The organism is Pseudomonas serbiensis, assembly GCF_030580745.1.
Classification (GTDB): Bacteria; Pseudomonadota; Gammaproteobacteria; order Pseudomonadales; family Pseudomonadaceae; genus Aquipseudomonas; species Aquipseudomonas serbiensis.
This window is the reverse complement of record NZ_JAUQOO010000025.1, coordinates 33,858-58,143: the sequence shown is the minus strand read 5'-3', so window position 1 is coordinate 58,143 and position 24,286 is coordinate 33,858. Positions and strand designations below refer to the sequence as shown.

Genomic DNA, 24,286 nt, shown 5'->3' with positions numbered 1-24,286 from the left:
CGATTTTTGCTGGAAACAAGGCGGTCAAGTGGATGGCGGATCGGGTGTCCAGTCGTTGTGTGATTCAAGGAGTAACTGCATGAACCAGTCCCTTTCCGTGCCCAACACTTATCCACTCACCGCCGCCCAGCGTGATATCTGGCTCGATCAGGCCGTGCGCAGTGACGTTCCTCTCTACAACATTGGCGGCTACACCGTCATCGAGGGCAGTGTTGATGCCGAGCGCCTTCAGCGTGCCATAGACCAGATGGTCCGTCGCCACGATGCGCTGCGGATGGTGTTGTTAAACGGGCTGGGCGACGACGGTTTGCCGGTTCAGACCTTTGTCGACGACTTGCCGCTGCAACTGTCGCTGCATGATTTTTCCGGTCAGGATGACCCCGAGGCAGCAGCGCTGGAGTTCGTTCAGGCCCGCAACCGTGTGCCGTTCGACCTCGATGGCTCGCCGCTGGTGCGTCTGCAACTGCTCAGGATCAATGATCACCTCAGCTATCTGGGAGTCCAGGCGCACCATATCGTGATCGATGGCTGGGGCATTTCGCTTCTGCTCAAGGAGCTGGGGGAGCTGTATGGCGCTGTGCATGACACGTCTGCTGACACCGCGGCTCCGTCTTACGTCCACTACATTCAGGACGACATTGCCTACCGCAACTCGAAACGCTACGCCCGCGATCAGGATTACTGGCTGGGCAAATATCAGGACGTTCCCGAGCCGCTGTTCGAGCCGCGGCACCTGGCTCGCCATGCCGGGGCTGTGGCTCCCGGTGGTCATGTATCACGCCGTTATCCGGCGACACTGCTTGAACGTATCGCTCAGGTTGCCGAGCCTCGCCAGTGTTCGCGCTTCCATGTGCTCATGGCGGCGCTCTATGTGTATTTCATGCGCACGTCCCGCCGGGAAGAGCTGGTCATCGGTCTGCCGGTACTCAACCGTTCCAATGCGAACTTCCGCAACACCATTGGCCTGTTCACTCAGGTCAGTGCAGTACGTCTTCAATTCGACGCCGATCTGGGCTTTGGTGAGCTGGTCAGTGAGGTGGCCCGCGCCCTCAAGCAGGATTACCGCAACCAGCGTTTCCCCTTGAGTGACATGAACCGCTCGCTGGGGCTGCTGCGCGACGGCCGCGATCAGGTTTTTGACCTTTCGGTTTCATACGAAGTGAGCGATCACCGTCTCGCGTTCGGCGAAGCGACTGCCTACTCGGTCAAATGCGCCAACGGCCATGAACAGACACCTCTTGCCTTGCACATACGGGCCAATCCGCACACGGATGAGGTCTGGCTGGAGTACATCTACAACGAAGCGTTTTTCCAGGCCGATGAAGTCGAAAGTCTCGCCGAGCGCTTCATGCATGTACTGGAACAGGGGCTGAAAAACCCGCAATTGCCGGTACACGGCTTCAGTCTGCCAACGCCGGGCGAGGCGCAACTGCTTGAGGCCTGGAACCATGGACAGCCAGCCGAAGACGACACCGGGACCATTCATGCCCGTTTCGAGGCGCAGGCCCAGGCTCGACCCGATGCCGTGGCATTGCTGCATGAAGGGCAGAGCGTCACCTACGGCCAGCTCAATGCCCAGGCCAATCAGGTAGCCCATCGCCTGAGACTGTTGGGGATCGGGCCTGACGATCGGGTAGGCATCTGTGTCGAGCGTGGCCCACGGATGATCATCGGCTTGTTGGGTATTCTCAAGGCCGGTGCCGGTTATGTGCCGCTGGATCCCGCTTATCCACTGGAGCGTCTGGCATTCATGCTGGACGACAGCACGCCGCTGGCGTTACTGACCGAGTCTGCACACCTTGAGAACTTGCCGGCTCAGGGCATTCCTGTCCTGCTTCTCGACCAGCCCGAGGCAGCGGGTTTTACCGAGCAGTCTGAAGAGAACCCGCAGGTTGAGGGGCTTGAACCGGGGCATCTGGCCTATGTGATCTACACCTCGGGTTCCACCGGGCAGCCCAAGGGCGTGATGGTCGAGCATCGCAATGTCACGCGCCTGTTCTCGGCAACACGGGTGTGGTTCGATTTCGGTGCCGACGACGTCTGGGCACTGTTTCACTCGTTTGCCTTCGACTTCTCGGTCTGGGAAATCTGGGGCGCGCTGTTGCATGGCGGCCGTTTGTTGCTGGTACCGCAACTGACCACCCGTTCGCCCGAGGCCTGTTACGAACTGCTGTGCGAGGCCGGTGTTACGGTGCTCAACCAGACGCCCAGCGCGTTCCGCCAGATCATCGCTGCCCAGGGTGAAAGTCCTCGGCCCCATGCACTGCGCCAAGTGATCTTTGGTGGCGAAGCACTGGATACGGGGATTCTCAAGCCGTGGTATGCGCGCAAGGCGAATGCCGACACTCAACTCTTCAACATGTATGGCATTACTGAAACCACCGTACACGTCACCTGCCATCCGCTGTCCCGTGCGGATGTCGATGGCGGTGTCAGCCCCATCGGCAAGCGTATCCCCGATCTGCGCCTTTACCTGCTCGATGACTATGGCCAGCCAGTGCCTCCGGGTGTGGTCGCCGAGCTGTATGTCGGGGGAGCCGGTGTGGCGCGAGGTTATCTGAACCGTCCGCAGCTGGATGCAGAGCGCTTCCTGAAAGACTCCTTCGATGTCACACCGGGCGCACGGATGTACCGTTCCGGGGACCTTGCGCGCTGGACGGCAGACGGCAACCTCGACTATCTGGGGCGTAACGATGATCAGGTGAAAGTCCGTGGTTTCCGAATCGAACTGGGCGAGATCGAAAGCCGTCTCGCAGCCTGTGCCGGGGTCCGCGAAGCAGTGGTGATTGCGCGTCAGGACGAGCCGGGCGATAAACGTCTGGTGGGTTATGTGATCCCTCAGCCAGGCCAGACGCCGACCGCAAGCGATCTGCGTTCTGAGCTGTTGCAGAACCTGGCCGATTACATGGTGCCGAGTGCCTTTGTGCTGTTGGCCGACTTCCCCCTGACCGGCAACGGCAAGCTGGACCGCAAGGCATTGCCAGCGCCTGACGCATCAGCTTTCGCACGACGTGAATACGAAGCGCCGCAAGGTCCGGTGGAAACGGTTCTTGCTGACCTGTGGAGCGAGCTGCTCGGGGTCGAACGCATCAGCCGTCATGACCAGTTCTTTGAACTGGGAGGCGATTCGCTGTTGGCAGTCAAGCTGATCGAGCGCATGCGCGATACAGGGCTGAAGGTCGATGTGAGGGTCTTGTTCGGTCAGCCGACCTTGTCGGGGCTGGCCGAAACGGCGGGTTCCGGTCGAGATGTCACGGTGCCGGCCAACCTCATCGAGCCGGGCGTACAGCGCATTACTCCACAGATGCTGCCGCTGGCCAGCCTGAGCCAGGAACAGATCGATGCCGTGGTGGCGGGCGTTCCTGGGGGCGTGGCCAATGTCCAGGATATCTATGCGCTGGTGCCTTTGCAGGAAGGCATTCTCTATCACCACCTTGCGACACCTGAAGGCGACCCCTATCTGCTGCAAGGCACACTGCGCATGGACAGTCGCGCCCGGGTCGATGCGTTTGTCCAGGCGCTACAGGCCGTGGTCGAACGTCACGATATCCTGCGCACTTCCATTGCCTGGGAAGGCCTTGACGAGCCTGTGCAAGTTGTCTGGCGCGAGGCGCCGTTGCGGGTTCGCGAGCATGAGCTGCAAGGGGCTGACGGCGATATTGCCGGTCAGTTGCAAGCCTTGCTGGATCCACGGCACATGCGTTTCGACCTGCGCCAGGCTCCGCTGATGGAGCTGCATGTGGCCCAGGACGTAGCCAGTGACGGCTGGGTCGCGGTGATTCTCTTTCATCACCTGATCGATGACGCCACATCGCTGCGCATTCTGGGTGCCGAAATCCAGGCGCACATTGCAGGGCAAGGCGCCGAGTTGCCAGCATCCGTGCCGTATCGCAACTATGTCGCCCAATCCCGTCTTGGTATCAGCCGCGAGGAACATGAAGCCTTTTTCAGCGCGGCGCTAGGGGATGTGGATGAGCCAACGCTGCCATTCGGTCTGCAGGATGTTCAGGGTGACGGCAGCGCAATCGAACAGGCCGTACTGACGCTGGACGACCAACTCGCTCAGCGCCTGCGCGCCCATGCCCGCAGCCTGGGTGTCAGCAATGCCAGCCTTCATCATCTGGCCTGGGGGCAGGTGGTGGGGCGCTTGTCGGGCCGTCAGGATGTGGTGTTCGGCACGGTGCTGATGGGACGACTGCAAGGTGGCCAGGACGCCGAGCGCGCTCTGGGCATGTTCATCAATACCTTGCCGCTGCGTGTCGCGGCGCAAGGGCCAAGTGTCAGGGCCGCAGCACGAGCGACCCATGACAGACTGGCGGCCTTGCTCGGCCATGAGCATGCGCCGCTGGCCCTGGCGCAGCGCTGTAGCAGCGTTGCGGCACCTACGCCGTTATTCAGCGCCTTGCTCAACTATCGCCATGCAGCGGTTGGCGCATCTGCCGGTGGAGCAGGTTTGCAGTGGGCGGGCTTCGAGCTGGCAGGCGGTGAAGAGCGCACCAACTATCCGCTGTCGCTTTCGGTGGACGATCTGGGCGATGCCTTCAGCCTGACCGTACAGGTCGTGCCAGGCATCGGCGCACAGCGTATTGCCGACTACATGCAGGCGGTGCTGGCCGAACTGGCCGATGCGCTGGACCGCACTGACGAGGTCGCATTGCAAGATCTGGCATTCATGCCGGATAGCGAACGTCAGCAATTGCTGCATGGCTTCAATGCCTGTGATCAGGTCTTTGCATCGCATCTGCTGGTGCATCAATTGTTCGAGGCCCAGGCCGAGCGTCAGCCGGACGCGCTGGCGGTGACTTTCGAGACGCAGCGTGTGACCTACGGCGAGCTGAATCGCCAGGCCAACCGCATTGCTCATCGTCTGCTGGAGCTGGGAGTTGGCTTCGACGACCGCGTCGCGATCTGCTGCCGCCGGAGTCCGGAAATGATTGCCGGCCTGCTGGGCATTCTCAAGGCTGGGGCAGGGTATGTGCCGCTCGACCCGGATTACCCGGCTGAACGCCTTGAATACATGCTTCGCGATGCTGCACCCAAGGCCGTGCTCAGCCAGGCCAGCATCGCCGGGTTGTTCAGTGAATCCAACGTGCCCGGTGTGCTGCTCGACGGCCTGGCCGAAGGGGCAGAAGAATTCAGTCGCCAGCCGGAGCACAACCCGGAACTGGCCGCCCAAGGGCTTCGTCCTGAGCATCTGGCCTACGTCATCTACACCTCGGGTTCCACCGGTCAGCCCAAGGGCGTGGCCATGCCTCACGGCCCGCTGGTCAACCTGATGCATTGGCAGCTTGCCGAGGGCATCAAAAGTGGCAATACCGCTCCGGCGACCGTGCAGTTTGCGGCGCTTGGCTTTGACGTCGCCTTCCAGGAAATCTTCAGTACGCTGTGCGCCGGTGCTCCACTGTCGCTGATTCATGCCGATACCCGACTGGACCTGCGCAAGTTGTACCTGCACTTGTGCGAAGCGCGTATCGAGCGCCTCTATCTGCCGTGCATTGCCTTGCAGGCACTGGCCGAGGCGTTGATCGATGATCCGTCGTTGCGTCAGCAAACCTGCTCCTTGCGTGAGATCGTCACCGCCGGTGAGCAATTGCGCATTACCGCACCGATCCGTGCACTGTTCGAGCATTTGTCCGAGTGTCGGCTGCATAACCACTACGGCCCGACCGAATCCCATGTCACCACTTCGTTTACCTTGCCGGTGAACGTGGCGCACTGGCCAACCTTGCCGGCCATTGGCGTGCCGGTGGCCAACACCCGGATTTACCTGCTCGATGAGCAGTTCCAGCCCGTACCGGTTGGCGTTGCGGGTGAGATCTACATTGGCGGGACTTGTGTTGCACGGGGTTACCTGAACCGTGACGAACTGACCGCCGAGCGTTTTCTGCGTGATCCTTTTGTCGAGGGCCGCCTGTACAAGACCGGCGACCTTGGCTGCCGCAACGCCGATGGCATCATCGAGTACCTGGGCCGTAACGATGACCAGATCAAGATCCGTGGTTTCCGGGTCGAGCTGGGTGAAATCGAATCCCGCCTGACCGATCACATCACTGTGCGTGATGCAGCGGTACTGGCTCGCGAAGACAACCCCGGCGACAAGCGCCTGGTTGCCTATTTCACCCAGCAGCCAGGCCAGGAACCGGCCTCGGCCGATGTGCTGCGCGCTCACTTGCAGGCATGCCTGCCGGACTACATGATCCCGGCCGCTTATGTCGAGCTGGAAAAAATGCCGGTATCGGCCAACGGCAAGCTGGACCGTCGCTCCTTGCCCGCGCCAGATGCCACGGCATTCGTCAGCCAGGCCTATGAAGCACCGCGAGGCAACATCGAAACGACCCTGGCCAGCCTCTGGTCGCAGATACTGGGTGTTGCGCAGGTCGGTCGTCACGATCACTTCTTCGAGCTGGGCGGCCATTCGCTGCTGGCGGTGAAGCTGATCGAGCGCATGCGCCAGCTTGATCTGGATGCCGATGTTTGCGTGCTGTTCAGCCAGCCGACCCTGTCTGCTCTGGCCGCCGCTGTCGGTGGCGTCGAAGAAGCCCTGCAGATTCCGGATAACGGGATTCCTGAAGGTTGTGAACACATCACCGCATCAATGCTCACCTTGCTGGACCTGGAGCAGAGCGCTGTCGAGCGGATCGTTGCCGCCATGCCGGGCGGTGCGGCCAATATTCAGGATATCTACCCGCTTGCGCCATTACAGGAAGGGATTCTCTACCACCATATTTCTGCCGGGCAGGGTGATCCTTACCTGCTGCAGGCTGCTTTCGCCATGGACAGTCGGGCACAGCTCGACAGTTTCATTACTGCGTTGCAAAGCGTTATCGATCGTCACGACATTCTTCGTACTGCGCTGATCTGGGATGGCCTGGAGCAGCCTGTGCAAGTGGTGCTGCGCCAGGCCCGCCTGATCGTCGAAACCCTTGAGCTGGATGCGTCCCTGGGTGATATCGCCAGCCAGTTGCAGGCACTGTTCGATCCGCGTGACCGCCGTCTCGACCTGGGACAGGCTCCGCTGATGCGCATGGCTTGCGCTCATGATGAACCGAACGGTCGCTGGGTCGCGATCCTGCTGTTCCACCACATCGCCCTCGACCATACCGCGCTGGAAGTGATGCAGCATGAAATGCAGCTCATTCTGAGCGGTGAACTGTCCGGGCTCGACACGCCGATGCCATATCGTCGCTATGTCGCCCAGGCCAGAATGGCCGTCAGTCAGGCGGCCCATGAAAGCTTCTTCCGCGAGATGCTTGCCGATGTGGAGGAGCCGACATTGCCGCTGGGCCTGCAGGAAGTGCAGGGTGACGGCCGTGGTGTCGAGGAGTGCAGGTTCAAGCTGGATGCTGCCTTGAGTGCGCGTTTGCGCGGCCTGTCCCGCAAACTGGGCGTCAGCCCGGCCAGCCTTCACCATCTGGCCTGGGCTCAGGTGGTAGGCAGTCTGTCAGGGCGCAGCGATGTAGTGTTCGGCACGGTGCTACTGGGGCGTATGCAGAGTGGCAGCGGTGCCGAGCGTGCTTTGGGGATGTTTATCAATACGCTGCCAGTGCGGGTTGCACTGGGTGCTGTCAGCGTCAGCCAGGGTGTTCGCCAGACCCATGCGCGCCTGACCGCGCTGCTGGGCCACGAACATGCTTCCTTGGCGCTGGCCCAGCGTTGCAGCGGCGTACCCGCATCCATGCCGTTGTTCAGCGCTTTGCTCAACTATCGCCATAGCCCGACCCAGACCGACGAAGAGGTCGAGCGCTGGGGCGGTGCCGAAGTACTGGAAGTGATGGAGCGGACCAACTATCCGTTCATGCTGTCGGTGGATGATCTGGGCGAAGGTTTCCTGCTTACGGTGCAGACCGTGGCGGCCATCGCTTCGCCGCGTGTTGCGGGTTATATGAACACCGCGCTGGAAAGCCTGGCCGATGCTCTTGAGTCAGCGCCCAGCCTGCCGTTGCATGCACTGAAAATCCTGCCTGCCCAAGAGCGGGACGAGGTGATTTCCGGCTTCAATGCCACTCAGGTTCCATATCCTCTCGATCAGACCGTTCATGGCCTGTTCGAGGCTCAGGTCGAACGTACGCCGGATGCGGTTGCGCTGGTGTCTGGCGATCAGCGTCTGAGCTATGTCGAGTTGAATCAGCGTGCCAACCGACTGGCCCATCATCTGCGCAGCCAGGGCGTTGTGCCCGATTCGCGGGTGGCGATCTGTGTCGAGCGCGGTATCGAGATGGTGGTCGGGCTGCTGGCTATCATGAAAGCCGGTGGCGGTTATGTGCCGCTGGATCCGGCTTATCCGGTGGAACGTATTTCCTACATGCTGCAGGACAGTGCGCCTGCGGCTGTATTGGCGCAGACCGCGACGCTGGAGTTGCTGTCGGCTGCTGATGTGGCTGTGGTCAATCTGGATGAGATCACCTGGCAGAACCAGTCGGCTTCCAATCCGGTTATCGAGGGCCTGACGCCGGCTCATCTGGCTTATGTGATCTACACCTCGGGCTCAACCGGTTTGCCCAAAGGCGTAATGATCGAGCATCGCAATACAGTCAACTTCCTGACCTGGGCACAACAGGCGTTTGAGCCAGAAGTCCTGGCCAAAACCCTGTTCTCCACTTCGCTGAACTTCGACCTTGCGGTTTATGAGTGTTTTGCGCCGCTGATTTCGGGCGGCAGCATTGAAGTGGTCAAGAATGTGCTGGCCCTGCAAGAGGACGAACATGACGTCACGCTGATCAACACTGTGCCTTCGGCCCTGAAAGCACTCTTGGAATCGGGCGGTCTTCAAGAGGGCGTGCATACCGTCAACGTCGCGGGTGAGGCCCTCAAAGGCTCGCTGGTTGAAAGGTTATTCGCTGAAACCAGCGTCAAGCGTCTGTGCAACCTCTATGGCCCGTCGGAAACCACCACCTATTCAAGCTGGGTGGCCATGGATCGCGAAGATGGTTTCGCGGCCCATATCGGCAAGCCAGTCGCCAATACCCAGTTCTACCTGCTGGACGAACATCGCCAGCCGGTGCCGCTGGGTGTTCCGGGCGAGATCTATATCGGCGGTGCGGGCGTGGCTCGCGGTTATCTGAATCGCGATGACCTGACCGCCGAGCGCTTCCTTGAGGATCCATTCAACGTCGGAGCGCGGATGTACCGCACCGGCGACCTGGGTTGCTGGCTGGCAGATGGCAATATCGAGTATCTGGGCCGTAACGACGATCAGGTCAAGATCCGTGGTTTCCGTATCGAACTGGGCGAGATCGAAGCGAAACTGGCTCGCCATGAGAGCGTGAAAGAAGCGGTAGTCATGGCCCGTGAAGACGTGCCGGGGGACAAGCGTCTGGTGGCGTATTTCACCTCGACCATTGCCGAAGTCGATCTGGAAACCTTGCGCACTCATCTGCAAAGCCAGTTACCGGAATACATGGTCCCGGCAGCCTACGTTCATCTTGAAAAACTGCCGCTGACGCCAAACGGCAAACTGGACCGCAAGGCGCTTCCGGCCCCGGACCAGCAAGCCCTGATCAGCCGTGGCTACGAAGCACCGCAAGGCGAAACCGAAACCACTCTGGCGCAGATCTGGGCCGAAGTGCTTCAAGTCGAGCAGGTAGGTCGTCATGACCACTTCTTCGAGCTGGGCGGCCACTCGCTGCTGGCCGTCAAGCTGATCGAGAAGATGCGTCAGCAAGGGATCAGTGCAGACGTTCGCGTGCTATTTAGCCAGCCAACCCTGATGGCACTGGCTGCCGCCGTGGGCAGCGGCACTGAAATCCGCGTACCGGCCAATCTGATCGAGCCGGGCTGCACGCATATCACCCCTGACATGCTGCCGCTGGTGACCATCAGCGAAGAGCAGCTTGAGCAGGTCATCGCTTCCATCCCCGGAGGCGCGGCCAATATTCAGGATATTTACCCGCTGGCGCCATTGCAGGAAGGGATTCTCTATCACCATCTGGCGGCCGAAAAGGGCGACCCTTACGTGTTGCAGGCGGTTTTCGGCTTTGATGACAAAGACCGGCTGGATGCCTTTTCCTGCGCGCTGCAACGAGTGATCGAACGTCACGATATCCTGCGCACCTCGCTGTTCTGGGAAGGACTGGACGAACCGGTGCAGGTGGTCTGGCGTCAGGCCACTCTGGGTATGGAGAGCCTTGAGCTGGATACGGCGCAAGGTGATATCGCCAGCCAGTTGCAGGCGCGTTTCGATGCCCGCCAGCACCGCATGGATATTCGCCAGGCACCGTTGATGCGGATTGCCTATGCCCAGGATCCGTCGACCCGGCGCTGGGTGGCCTTGCTGCTGTTCCATCACATGGTCATGGACCACACCGCACTGGAGGTGGTGAGTCATGAGATGGAAGCTTATTTGCTGGGCGAGACACAGCATCTGGGCGAGCCGGTCCCATATCGCAACTATGTGGCTCAGGCGCGCCTGGGTTCTGATCGTGAAGCTCATGAGGCGTTCTTCCGCGACATGCTGGGGGATATCGAAGAGCCGACGCTGCCGTTCGGCCTGCATGACGTGCAGGGTGAAGGCCGTGGTATCGAAGAGCATCGCCTGGCGTTGGATCTGCAACTGAGCAAGCGATTGCGCACACAGGCCCGCCAGCTCGGAGTCAGTGTGGCGGCCTTGCATCACCTGGCCTGGGGGCAGGTGCTGAGCGCGGCCAGTGGCCGTGACGATGTGGTGTTCGGCACGGTATTGGTGGGTCGCCTCAATGGCGGCGAAGGGGCGGATCGTGCCCTTGGGATGTTTATCAATACCTTGCCATTGCGTCTGCAACTGGGTGCCAGTGAGGTAAAAGCAGGTGTCCGGGAAACCCACGCTCGCCTCAGCGCCTTGCTGGCCCACGAACATGCGCCGTTGGCGCTGGCCCAGCGTTGCAGCGGCGTGCCGGCTTCGACGCCATTGTTCAGCGCATTGCTGAACTATCGCTACAGCGCGGCACCGGGCGAGCAGAGTCTGTCGCTTGCCTGGCAGGGCATCGAACCGCTGAAAGGCGAAGAGCGCACCAACTATCCATTGACCCTCTCGGTGGATGATCAGGGTGAAGGTTTTGAACTGACGGTCCTGGTACAGGATGGGATTGGTGCTGCACGTGTCGCGGCTTATATGAGTACGGCACTGGCTGAACTGGCGGATGCACTGGAAAACAGGCCGACTGCGCCACTCTATTCAGTTGCGGTATTGCCGGCCGACGAACTCGCACAATTGCTGCATGGCTATAACGCTACAAGTGCCGAGTATCCGCTTGATCAGACGGTGCATGGTCTGTTCGAGGCTCAGGTCGAGCGTACGCCGGATGCGGTTGCTGTGGTGTATGGCGATGAGAGCCTGAGCTATAGCGAACTGAACCAGCGTGCCAACCGTCTGGCCCATCATCTGCGCAGTCAGGGCGTGGTGCCGGATTCCCGGGTCGGAATTTGCGTCGAGCGTGGTATCGAGATGGTGGTGGGCTTGCTGGCCATCCTGAAGGCGGGCGGCGGTTATGTGCCGCTTGACCCGGCTTATCCGGTGGAGCGACTTGCCTATATGTTGCAGGACAGCGCGCCTGCGGCTGTACTGGCACAGACCGCGACGCTGGATCTGCTGTCGGTGCCTGTTATCAACCTTGATCAGCCCGATTGGCAGGACAAGTCCGTCTCCAATCCGCAGGTCGATTCGCTGACGCCAGCTCATCTGGCCTACGTGATCTACACCTCGGGTTCTACCGGCCTGCCGAAAGGCGTGATGATCGAGCACCGCAATACGGTCAACTTCCTGACTTGGGCGCAGCAGGCGTTTGAGCCGCAAGTCCTGGCCAAAACCCTGTTCTCGACCTCGCTGAACTTCGACCTTGCGGTTTATGAGTGTTTTGCACCGCTGATTTCGGGCGGCAGCATTGAAGTGGTCAAGAACGTATTGACCCTGCAAGAAGGCGAGCATGACGTCACGCTGATCAACACCGTTCCTTCCGCACTTAAAGCGTTGCTGGAGTCGGGTGGCCTTAAAGAAGGCGTGCATACCGTTAACGTGGCGGGTGAAGCGCTCAAAGGCTCGCTGGTTGAAAGCCTGTTTGAGCAAACAAACGTCAAACGCCTGTGCAACCTCTATGGCCCTTCGGAAACCACCACTTATTCAAGCTGGGTGGCCATGGACCGCGAAGACGGTTTCGCGGCCCATATCGGCAAGCCGGTGGCCAATACCCAGTTCTACTTGTTGGATGAGCATCGTCAACCAGTACCGTTTGGTGTGCCGGGTGAAATGTATATCGGCGGTGCCGGTGTAGCTCGCGGCTACCTGAATCGCGATGACCTGACGGCCGAACGCTTCCTTGAGGATCCATTCAACGTCGGATCGCGCATGTATCGCACTGGCGACCTGGGTCGCTGGCTGGCCGATGGCAATATCGAGTATCTGGGCCGTAACGACGATCAGGTGAAGATTCGCGGTTTCCGTATTGAACTGGGCGAGATCGAAGCCAAGCTGGCTCGCCATACCTCCGTCAAAGAGGCTGTGGTCATGGCCCGTGAAGACGTGCCGGGCGATAAGCGTCTGGTGGCGTATTTCACTTCAACGGACCAGCCAGCCGATCTGGAAACCTTGCGCTCCCATCTGCAAAGCCAGTTGCCGGACTATATGGTTCCAGCGGCCTATGTTCATCTTGAATCCTTGCCACTGACGCCGAACGGCAAGCTGGATCGCAAGGCGCTCCCCGCGCCAGACCTGCAAGCCCTGATCAGTCGTGGCTATGAAGCACCGCTGGGCGAAACCGAAACCACTTTGGCGCAGATCTGGGCCGAAGTGCTGCAAGTCGAGCAGGTAGGGCGTCATGACCACTTCTTTGAACTGGGTGGCCATTCGTTGCTGGCGGTCAAACTGATCGAGAAGATGCGTCAGCAAGGGCTCAGCGCCGATGTGCGCGTTCTGTTCAGCCAGCCAACCCTGATGGCACTGGCCGCCGCCGTGGGCAGCGGTACTGAAATCCGTGTGCCGGCCAATCTGATCGAACCGGGCTGCGCGCATATTACGCCTGAAATGCTGCCGCTGGTGACTATCAGTGAAGAGCAGCTTGAGCAGGTCATCGCTTCCATTCCTGGTGGCGCGGCCAATATCCAGGACATTTACCCCCTGGCGCCATTGCAGGAGGGGATTCTCTACCACCACCTGAGCGCCGAAGCCGGAGATCCTTACGTCTTGCAGGCGCTATTCGGTTTCGCCAGCGAAGAGCGATTGAACGCCTTCTCCAGCGCACTGCAATCGGTGATCGAGCGCCACGATATCCTGCGCACCTCGTTGCACTGGGAAGGGCTGGACGAACCGGTGCAAGTGGTCTGGCGTCATGCGCAACTGGGGCTGGAAGAAGTCGAGGTGGCTGATGCATCCCAGGATGTGATGACCCAATTGCAGGAACGCTTCGATGCCCGTCAGCACCGCATGGATATTCGTCAGGCACCGCTGATACGGATTGCCTACGCCCAGGATCCGGCCAATCAGCGCTGGGTCGCCTTTCTGTTGTTCCATCATCTGGTCATGGACCACACCGCGCTGGAAGTGGTGAGCCAGGAGATTGAAGCCTATCTGCTGAAAAACGCTCAGCACTTGAGCGAGCCGGTGCCATATCGCAATTACGTGGCTCAGGCGCGTCTGGGCACCGATCGGGACGCTCAGGAAGTGTTCTTCCGCGACATGCTGGGGGATATCGAAGAGCCGACGTTGCCGTTCGGTCTGCATGAAGTTCAGGGTGAGGGCCGTGATATCGAGGAGCATCGTCTGCCTCTGGAGCCGGAGCTGAGCAAGCGACTGCGCACACAGGCCCGTCAGCTCGGAGTCAGCGTGGCATCACTGCATCACCTGGCCTGGGGTCAGGTGCTCAGTGCTGCCAGCGGTCGTGACGATGTGGTATTCGGCACCGTACTCATGGGCCGCCTGAATGGCGGTGAAGGTGCTGACCGTGCCTTGGGCATGTTTATCAATACCTTGCCGCTGCGCCTGCAACTGGGGGCTGGCGAGGTAAGAGCCGGTGTCCGGGAAACCCACGCCCGCCTCAGCGCCTTGCTGGCCCACGAACATGCGCCATTGGCGCTGGCCCAGCGTTGCAGCGGCGTGCCGGCTTCGACGCCGCTGTTCAGTGCATTGCTGAACTATCGCTATAGCGCGGCACCGGGCGAGCACAGCCTGTCGCCCGCCTGGCAGGGCATCGAGCCGCTGAAAGGCGAAGAGCGCACCAACTATCCATTGACCCTGTCGGTGGATGATCAGGGTGAAGGTTTCGAGCTGATCGTGCTGGTGCAGAACGGTATCGGTGCCGCTCGTATGACGGCTTATATGAACACGGCGCTGCTTGGCCTGGTGGATGCGCTGGAGCAGCATCCACAGGCTGCGCTCAGCAGCCTGTCGGTACTGCCGAGAGGCGAGCGCGAGCAACTGCTGCATGGCTTTAACGATACTGCTGCCGAGTATCCGCTTGAACAAACGGTTCATGGTCTGTTCGAGGCTCAGGTCGAGCGTACGCCGGATGCCGTTGCGCTGGTGTTTGGCGACGAGCGTTTGAGCTATACCGAGCTGAATCAGCGCGCCAATAGACTGGCTCATCATCTGCGCAGTCAGGGCGTGGTGCCGGATTCCCGGGTCGGGATCTGTGTCGAGCGCGGTATCGAGATGGTGGTGGGCTTGCTGGCCATCTTGAAGGCGGGCGGCGGTTATGTGCCGCTGGATCCGGCTTATCCGGTGGAACGACTTGCCTACATGCTGCAGGACAGTGCGCCTGCTGCGGTACTGGCACAGACCGCGACGCTGGATCTGCTGTCGGTGCCTGTTATCAATCTGGATAAGCCCGATTGGCAGGACGAATCCATCTCCAATCCTGCGATTGAGGGTTTGACGCCGGCTCACCTGGCTTATGTGATCTACACCTCGGGTTCCACTGGTTTGCCGAAAGGTGTGATGATCGAGCACCGCAATACGGTCAACTTCCTGACCTGGGCGCAGCAGGCGTTTGAGCCTGAAGTGCTGGCCAAGACCCTGTTTTCAACGTCGCTGAACTTTGACCTTGCAGTTTACGAGTGCTTTGCGCCGCTGATCTCTGGCGGCAGCATTGAAGTGGTCAAGAATGTGCTGGCCCTGCAAGAGGGCGAACATGACGTCACCTTGATCAATACCGTGCCTTCGGCGTTGAAAGCCCTGCTGGAATCGGGTGGCCTTAAAGAAGGCGTGCATACCGTCAACGTGGCGGGTGAAGCACTCAAGGGCTCGCTGGTTGAAAGGCTATTTGCTGAAACCGGCGTCAAACGCCTGTGCAACCTCTATGGCCCATCGGAAACCACCACTTACTCAAGCTGGGTGGCCATGGACCGCGAAGACGGCTTTGCGTCCCATATCGGCAAGCCGGTCGCCAATACCCAGTTCTACCTGCTGGATGAGCATCGCCAGCCGGTGCCGCTGGGCGTGCCGGGTGAGATCTATATCGGCGGTGCGGGCGTGGCTCGCGGTTACCTGAATCGTGATGACCTGACCGCCGAACGCTTCCTTGACGATCCATTCAACGTCGGAGCGCGCATGTATCGCACCGGCGACCTGGGGCGCTGGCTGACAGATGGCAATATCGAATACCTGGGCCGTAACGACGATCAGGTGAAGATCCGTGGTTTCCGTATCGAACTGGGCGAGATCGAAGCGAAACTTGCCCGCCATGAGAGCGTGAAGGAAGCCGTGGTCATGGCCCGTGAAGACGTACCGGGCGATAAGCGTCTGGTGGCGTATTTCACTTCAACGGACCAGCCAGCCGATCTGGAAATCCTGAGAACGCATCTGCAAAGCCAGTTGCCGGAATACATGGTCCCGGCAGCCTACGTTCATCTTGAAAAACTGCCACTGACACCAAACGGCAAGCTGGACCGCAAGGCACTTCCGGCTCCAGACCAGCAAGCCCTGATCAGCCGTGGCTATGAAGCGCCGCTGGGCGAAACCGAAATCACTCTGGCGCAGATCTGGGCCGAAGTGCTGCAAGTCGAGCAGGTAGGGCGTCATGACCACTTCTTTGAACTGGGTGGCCATTCGCTGTTGGCCGTCAAGCTGATCGAGAAGATGCGTCAGCAAGGCCTGAGCGCCGACGTTCGCGTCCTGTTCAGCCAGCCAACCCTGATGGCACTGGCCGCCGCCGTGGGCAGCGGTACTGAAATCCGCGTACCGGCGAATCTGATCGAACCGGGCTGCACGCAAATCACGCCTGAGATGCTGCCGCTGGTGACCATCAGCGAAGAGCAGCTTGAGCAGGTCATCGCTTCCATTCCTGGTGGCGCGGTCAATATCCAGGACATTTACCCCCTGGCGCCATTGCAGGAAGGGATTCTCTATCACCACCTGACTGCCAAAGCCGGTGATCCCTACGTATTGCAGACCGTTTTCGGTTTCGATAACGAGGAGCGTTTGGGCGCGTTCGCCAGCGCGCTGCAACGTGTGATCGAGCGCCACGATATCTTGCGCACCTCGTTCTTCTGGGAAGGGCTGGACGAGCCTGTGCAAGTCGTCTGGCGTGAGGCCAGTCTGAGCATCGAGAACCTTGAGCTGGACCCGGCGCAAGGCGATATCGATAGCCAGTTGAAGGAGCGTTTCGATGCCCGCCAGTACCGCATGGATATTGGCCAGGCTCCGCTGCTTCGCCTGCACTATGCCCATGACCCGGCCAATCAGCGCTGGCTGGGCTTGCTGTCATTCCATCACCTGGTTCTGGACCACACCGCGCTGGAAGTGGTGAGCCGGGAAATGGAAGCCTGGCTGCTGAATACGGCGCAGCACTTGAGCGAGCCGGTGCCGTATCGCAATTACGTTGCCCAGGCGCGTCTGGGGGTATCGCAACAGGATCACGAAACCTTCCTGCGTGGCATGCTCGGTGATGTGGAAGAGCCGACCTTGCCCTTTGGGCTTCATGAAGTACAGGGTGAAGGTCGCGGGATCGAGGAGCATCGTATAGCGCTGGGCCCGAATCTGAGCAAACGTCTGCGCGCTCAGGCCCGTAAGCTCGGGGTCAGCGTGGCGTCACTGCATCACCTGGCCTGGGGGCAGGTGCTCAGTGCAGCCAGCGGTCGTGACGATGTGGTATTCGGCACCGTACTCATGGGCCGCTTGAATGGCGGTGAAGGTGCGGATCGTGCTCTGGGCATGTTTATCAATACCTTGCCGCTGCGTCTGCAACTGGATGCGGGCGATGTAAAAGCAAGTGTCCGGGAAACCCACGTTCGACTCAGTGCCTTGCTGGCCCACGAACATGCGCCACTGGCGCTGGCCCAGCGTTGCAGCGGCGTGCCGGCTTCGACGCCACTGTTCAGTGCATTGCTGAACTATCGCTACAGTGCAGAACATACCTTGTCCCCAGCCTGGCAAGGCATCGAGCCGCTGAAGGGCGAGGAGCGCACCAACTATCCATTGACCCTTTCGGTGGATGACAAGGGTGAAGATTTTGAACTGACGGTTCTGGTGCAGGACGGCATTGGTGCTGCGCGTGTAGCGGCTTATATGAGCACAGCGCTGGTTCGACTGGTCGAGTCGCTGGAACAGGATTCACACATTGCGCTGAGCAGTCTGTCGGTATTGCCGGAAGCAGAACGCGAGCAACTGTTGCATGGCTTCAACGACAGCGCCTGTGACTATCCACGCGACAGCTCCGTTCAGGCCTTGTTTGAAAGGCAAGTGGCCGAACAACCTGAAGCCTTGGCCGCAGTGCATGGCAAACAGGCGCTAAGTTATGCCGAACTCAATGCTCAGGCCAATCGTCTGGCTCATCATCTGATTGGCCAGGGCGTTATCTCAGGCGATGCGGTCGCGATTCTGCTGCCACGCTCGCTGGATCTGCTGGTTGCGCAACTGGCAATCATCAAGTGCGCAGCCATTTATGTGCCGTTGGATATCAATGCGCCCCAGGAACGTCAGGCCTTTATGGTGCAGGACAGCAATGCTCGCCATGTCCTGACCCATGGCGAGCTGGCAGTGCCGCAAGGCGTTGCTCGTATTGATCTGGACAGCCTTGATCTGGCTCATGAGCACGGTAATAACCCGGAGCTGGCCTGTTCCAGCGAAAGTGCGGCCTACATCATGTACACCTCGGGTTCCACCGGTACGCCAAAAGGTGTGCTGGTCCCGCATCGCGCCATTGCCCGGCTGGTGATCAATAACGGCTATGCCGATTTCAACGTGCATGACCGGGTGGCATTTGCCTCGAACCCGGCGTTTGACGCCAGTACCCTGGACGTTTGGGCGCCGCTGCTCAATGGCGGCAGTGTGGTCGTTGTCGACCAGGATATCTTGCTGTCTCTGCCTGAGTTCCGGGTTCTGTTGCTGGAGCAGTCGGTCAGCGTGCTGTGGATGACTGCCGGTCTGTTTCATCAATATGCCTCGGGCCTCTACGATGCCTTTGCGCAGTTGCGTTACTTGATCGTTGGCGGCGATGTGCTCGATCCATCGATCATTGCTCAGGTCTTGAAGCACGGCGCGCCTCAGCATCTGCTCAATGGCTATGGCCCGACCGAAGCAACGACCTTCTCGGCAACCTATGAAATCAAGACCGTGGGCGAGGGCAGTATTCCGATTGGCAAGCCGTTGGCCAATACCCGGTTGTATGTGTTGGATGCCCGTCAGCAACCGGTGCCGCTGGGTGTTACCGGCGAGCTGTATATCGGCGGCGATGGCGTAGCGCTCGGTTATCTGAACCGTGCAGAGCTGACTGAGCAGGTTTTTGTTGCAGATCCCTTCAGTAATGACCCAGCCGCCCGTCTGTATCGCACTGGCGACCTGGCCTGCTGGCTGCCTGACGGTTCGGTGGAATACCGTGGCCGTAATGACAATCAGGTGAAAGTCCGTGGTTTCCGGATCGAACCGGGCGAGATCGAGGCCAGACTGGCGCGCCATGAGGCCGTAAAAGATGCTGTGGTGCTGGTTCGCGAAGACGTGCCGGGTGACAAGCGTCTGGTGGCGTATTTCACCTCGACCGTTGCCGAAGTCGATCTGGAGGCACTGCGCACCCATCTGCAAAGCCAATTGCCGGACTATATGGTCCCGGCGGCCTATGTTCATCTGGATAGCCTGCCGCTGACCAATAACGGCAAGCTGGACCGCAAGGCATTGCCAGCTCCAGACCAGCAAGCCCTGATCAGCCGAGGCTATGAAGCGCCGCAAGGCGAGACCGAAACCACCCTGGCGCAGATCTGGGCTGAAGTGCTGCAAGTCGAGCGTGTAGGGCGGTTCGATCATTTCTTTGAACTGGGCGGTCATTCGCTGCTGGCGGTCAAGCTGATCGAGAAGATGCGTCAGCAGGGTCTCAGCGCCGATGTACGTGTCTTGTTCAGCCAGCCAACCCTGATGGCACTGGCTGCTGCGGTGGGCAGCGGCACAGAAATCCGTGTGCCAGCCAACCTGATCGAGCCTGGCTGCACGCGGATCACGCCGCAGATGTTGCCGCTGGTGACCATCAGCGAAGAGCAGCTTGAGCAGGTCATCGCTTCCATCCCCGGAGGCGCAGCCAATATTCAGGACATTTACCCGCTTGCACCTTTGCAGGAGGGGATTCTCTATCACCACCTGACCGCCGAACAGGGCGACCCTTACGTGTTGCAGGCGGTCTTCGGTTTTGCTGACAAAGGTCGGCTGGATGCCTTCTCCAGCGCGCTGCAATCGGTGATCGAACGCCACGATATCCTGCGCACTTCGTTGTACTGGGAAGGGCTGGACGAACCGGTGCAGGTGGTCTGGCGTCAGGCGCAACTGGGGCTGGAACAGTTCGAGGCGGACGGTTCATCTCTGGATGTGATGACTCAGTTGCAGGAGCGTTTCGATGCTCGCCAGCACCGCATGGACATTCGCCAGGCACCGCTGATGCGGATTGCCTACGCTCAGGATCCGGCAACGCAACGCTGGGTGGCCTTGCTGCTGTTCCATCACCTGGTCATGGACCATACCGCGCTGGAAGTGGTGAGCCTGGAGATGGAAGCTTACCTGCTGAACGAAACACAGCATCTGGGCGAACCGGTTCCATATCGCAACTATGTTGCTCAGGCACGCCTGGGAGGCAATCGCGAATCAAACGAAGCCTTCTTCCGGGAGATGCTGGGCGATATCGATGAGCCGACGCTGCCGTTCGGTCTGCATGAAGTGCAGGGCGAAGGCCGTGGTATCGAGGAGCATCGAACAGCGCTGGATCTGGAGTTGAGCAAGCGACTGCGAGCGCAGGCCCGTCAGCTCGGGGTCAGCGTGGCATCACTGCATCACCTGGCCTGGGGGCAGGTGCTCAGTGCAGCCAGTGGTCGTGACGATGTGGTATTCGGCACCGTACTCATGGGCCGCCTGAATGGTGGTGAAGGCGCCGACCGTGCCCTTGGGATGTTTATCAATACCTTGCCGTTGCGCCTGCAACTGGGTGTTGGCGAGGTAAGAGCCGGTGTTCGGGAAACCCACGCTCGCCTCAGCGCCTTGCTGGCCCACGAACATGCGCCGTTGGCTTTGGCTCAGCGTTGCAGCGGCGTGCCGGCTTCGACGCCATTGTTCAGTGCATTGCTTAACTATCGCTACAGCGCGGCACCGGGCGAGCACAGTCTGTCGCCCGCCTGGAACGGTATCGAATCGCTGAAGGGCGAGGAACGCACCAACTATCCATTGACCTTGTCCGTGGATGATCAGGGTGAAGGCTTTGAGCTGAATGTGCTGGTGCAGAACGGCATTGGGGCTGCTCGTATAGCGGCTTATATGAGCACCGCATTGAACCAACTGGTGGATGCGCTGGAAAACACTCCATCTGCGCCGCTTTATTCGGTTGCAGTATTGCCTGCCGAAGAGCTGACGCAATTGCTGCATGGCTTTAACGATACGGCGGCTGATTACCCGCTTGATCAGACGGTTCATGGTCTGTTCGAGGCTCAGGTTGAGCGTACGCCGGATGCGGTTGCGCTGGTATTTGGCGACGAGCGTTTGAGTTATACCGAACTGAACCAGCGTGCCAACCGTCTGGCCCATCATCTGCGCAGCCAGGGCGTGGTGCCGGATTCCCGGGTCGGAATTTGTGTCGAGCGCGGTATCGAGATGGTGGTGGGCTTGCTGGCCATCCTGAAGGCTGGCGGCGGTTATGTGCCGCTTGACCCGGCTTATCCGGTGGAACGACTTGCCTACATGCTCCAGGACAGCGCGCCTGCGGCCGTACTGGCACAGACCGCGACGCTGGATCTGCTGTCGGTGCCTGTTATCAACCTTGATCAGCCCGATTGGCAGGACAAATCCGTCTCCAATCCGGTGATTGAAGGCCTGACGCCAGCTCATCTGGTGTATGTGATCTACACCTCGGGTTCTACCGGTTTACCGAAAGGTGTGATGATCGAGCACCGCAATACGGTCAACTTCCTGACCTGGGCTCAGCAGGCGTTTGAGCCGGAAGTTCTGGCCAGGACCCTGTTCTCGACCTCGCTGAACTTCGACCTTGCGGTTTATGAGTGTTTTGCACCGCTGATCTCTGGCGGCAGCATTGAAGTGGTCAAGAACGTGCTGGCTCTGCAGGAAGGCGAACATGACATCACGTTGATCAACACTGTGCCTTCGGCGCTGAAAGCGCTGCTGGAATCGGGTGGCTTGGGGCAGGGCGTGCATACCGTTAACGTAGCTGGTGAAGCGCTCAAGGGGGCTCTGGTTGAAAGGTTATTCGTTGAAACCAGCGTCAAGCGTCTGTGCAACCTCTATGGCCCGTCGGAAACCACCACCTATTCAAGCTGGGTGGCCATGGATCGCGAAGACGGTTTTGCGCCTCATATCGGCAAGCCCGTCGCGAATACTCAGTTCTACCTGTTGGACGAACATCGCCAGCCGGTGCCGCTGGGCGTGCCGGGTGAAATGTATATTGGCGGTGCCGGTGTAGCTCGTGGCTACCTGAATCGCGATGACCTCACAGCCGAACGCTTCCTTGAAGATCCATTCAACGTCGGAGCGCGGATGTACCGCACTGGCGATCTGGGTCGCTGGCTGGCAGATGGCAATATCGAATACCTGGGCCGTAACGACGATCAGGTGAAGATTCGCGGTTTCCGTATCGAACTGGGCGAGATCGAAGCCAAGCTGGCCCGCCATGAGAGCGTGAAGGAAGCCATGGTGATGGCCCGTGAAGATGTGCCGGGCGATAAACGCCTGGTGGCGTATTTCACTTCAACGGACCAGCCAGCCGATCTGGAAACCTTGCGCACCCATCTGCAAAGCCAGTTGCCGGAATACATGGTCCCGGCAGCCTATGTCCATCTTGAAAAACTACCGCTGACGCCAAACGGCAAGCTGGACCGCAAGGCGCTCCCCGCGCCAGACCAGCAAGCCCTGATCAGCCGAGGCTACGAAGCGCCATTGGGCGAAACCGAAACCACTCTGGCGAAAATCTGGGCCGAAGTGCTGCAAGTCGAGCAGGTGGGTCGTCACGACCATTTCTTTGAGCTAGGTGGTCACTCGCTATTGGCAGTGAAGCTGATCGAGAAGATGCGTCAGCAAGGCCTGAGCGCCGACGTTCGCGTCCTGTTCAGCCAGCCAACCCTGATGGCGCTGGCCGCCGCAGTGGGTAGCGGTACTGAAATCCGCGTACCGGCCAATCTCATCGAGCCGGGTTGCACGAAAATCACCCCGCAAATGCTGCCATTGCTGGAAATCAGCGAAGATTCTCTGGAACGTGTTCTGGCGGCGATACCGGGTGGCGCAGCCAATGTGCAGGATATCTACCCGCTGGCCCCGCTTCAGGAAGGGATTCTCTATCACTACCTGACCGCCGAAGCTGGCGACCCCTATGTGCTGCAATCGCAGTACGCCTTTGATAGCCGTGAACGGCTGGATGCCTTTATTCAGGCACTGCAATCGGTCATCAATCGCCACGATATCCTGCGCACCGCTGTTCATTGGACAGGTCTCGATGAGCCAGTGCAGGTGGTCTGCCGCAATGTCGTGTTGCAACCTCAGTGGGTCGCGCTTGACCCGGCGGATGGCCCGGTCGCCACGCAACTGTCAGCGCGTTTCGATGCCCGTCACTATCGTCTTGACCTGACCCGTGCGCCGCTGCTGCACCTGGCTTGCGCCGAGGACAAGGAGCAGAACCGCTGGGTTGCCACGTTGCTGTTCCATCACCTGGCGCTGGACCATACCGCACTGGAAGTGATGCAGCTTGAAATGCAGGCTTTCCTGCTGGGCACGGCCGATCAACTGGGTGCGGCGATGCCGTATCGCAACTATGTGGCGCAGACGCGCCTGGGCCAGAGCACTGCCCGCCATGAGCAGTTCTTCCATGAGATGCTGGGCGATATCAGCGAGCCAACCCTGCCATTCGGTGTACATGATGTGCAGGGCGACGGGCGAGATATCGAAGAAGTCCATCATCCTGTCGATCTGCAACTGTCGATTCGCTTGCGTCATCAGGCGCGGCAACTGGGTGTCAGTGCGGCCAGCCTGGTGCATCTGGCCTGGGCGCTGGTACTGGGCAAGGTCTCGGCTACCGACGATGTGGTGTTCGGTACGGTGCTGATGGGCCGGATGCAGGGCGGCGAGGGCTCCGACCGGGCCTTGGGTATTTTCATCAATACCTTGCCGCTACGGGTATCACTCGACCGACATGCCGTTCGCCAAAGCGTACGCGAAACCCACCAGCGGCTGACCGCCTTGCTGGCTCACGAGCACGCTTCCCTGGCACTCGCCCAGCGTTGCAGCGGTGTTGCGGCCCCGACGCCGCTGTTCAGCGCCTTGCTCAACTACCGACACAGCACGCCTGTAGACAACGGGGAAAACCTGCACGCCTGGGAAGGCATGCAGACTCTGGGCGGCGACGAGCGCACCAACTACCCGTTGACCCTGAACGTCGATGATTTCGGTGACGGCTTCAAACTCACCGCACTGGCGGTGGCATCCATCGGTGCCCGGCGCATCTGTGACTATGTTCAGGTTGCGCTGGAACAATTGATCGAGGCACTGGAGCAGGCCCCGCAAACGCCGTTGAACAATCTGTCGATCCTCCCGCGCAGCGAGCGTGAGCAATTGCTGCATGAGTGGAACGCCAGCGACTCGACCTTTGCCGACGACCATCTGATTCATCGGGCCTTTGAGGCCTGGGCAGTGGCGAATCCTTCGGCTCCGGCGATTCGTTTCGAGGCTCGTCGCCTGACCTATGGCGAACTCAATGCCCGTGCCAACCAGGTTGCCCATCGCCTGATCGAGCAGGGCATCGGCCCGGATGACCGGGTGGCGATCTGTGTCGAGCGTGGCCCGGAAATGATCGTCGGCTTGCTGGGTATCCTCAAGGCCGGGGCAGGCTATGTGCCGCTGGACCCGGCCTATCCGGCG

The 24,286-nt window shown here is 60.0% G+C and carries 1 protein-coding gene (running past one end of the window); it reads left to right on the top strand.

Annotated elements, in window-relative coordinates; genetic code table 11:
- Window positions 1-79 precede the first annotated feature (79 nt).
- A protein-coding gene (locus tag Q6A51_RS24165; protein ID WP_304575897.1) for a non-ribosomal peptide synthase/polyketide synthase crosses the window boundary here: on the top strand, window positions 80-24,286 show its 5' portion. The gene runs 4,722 nt beyond the window's last position; the window shows 24,207 of its 28,929 coding nt (coding positions 1-24,207); the start codon lies at window positions 80-82; its stop codon lies off the right edge, out of view.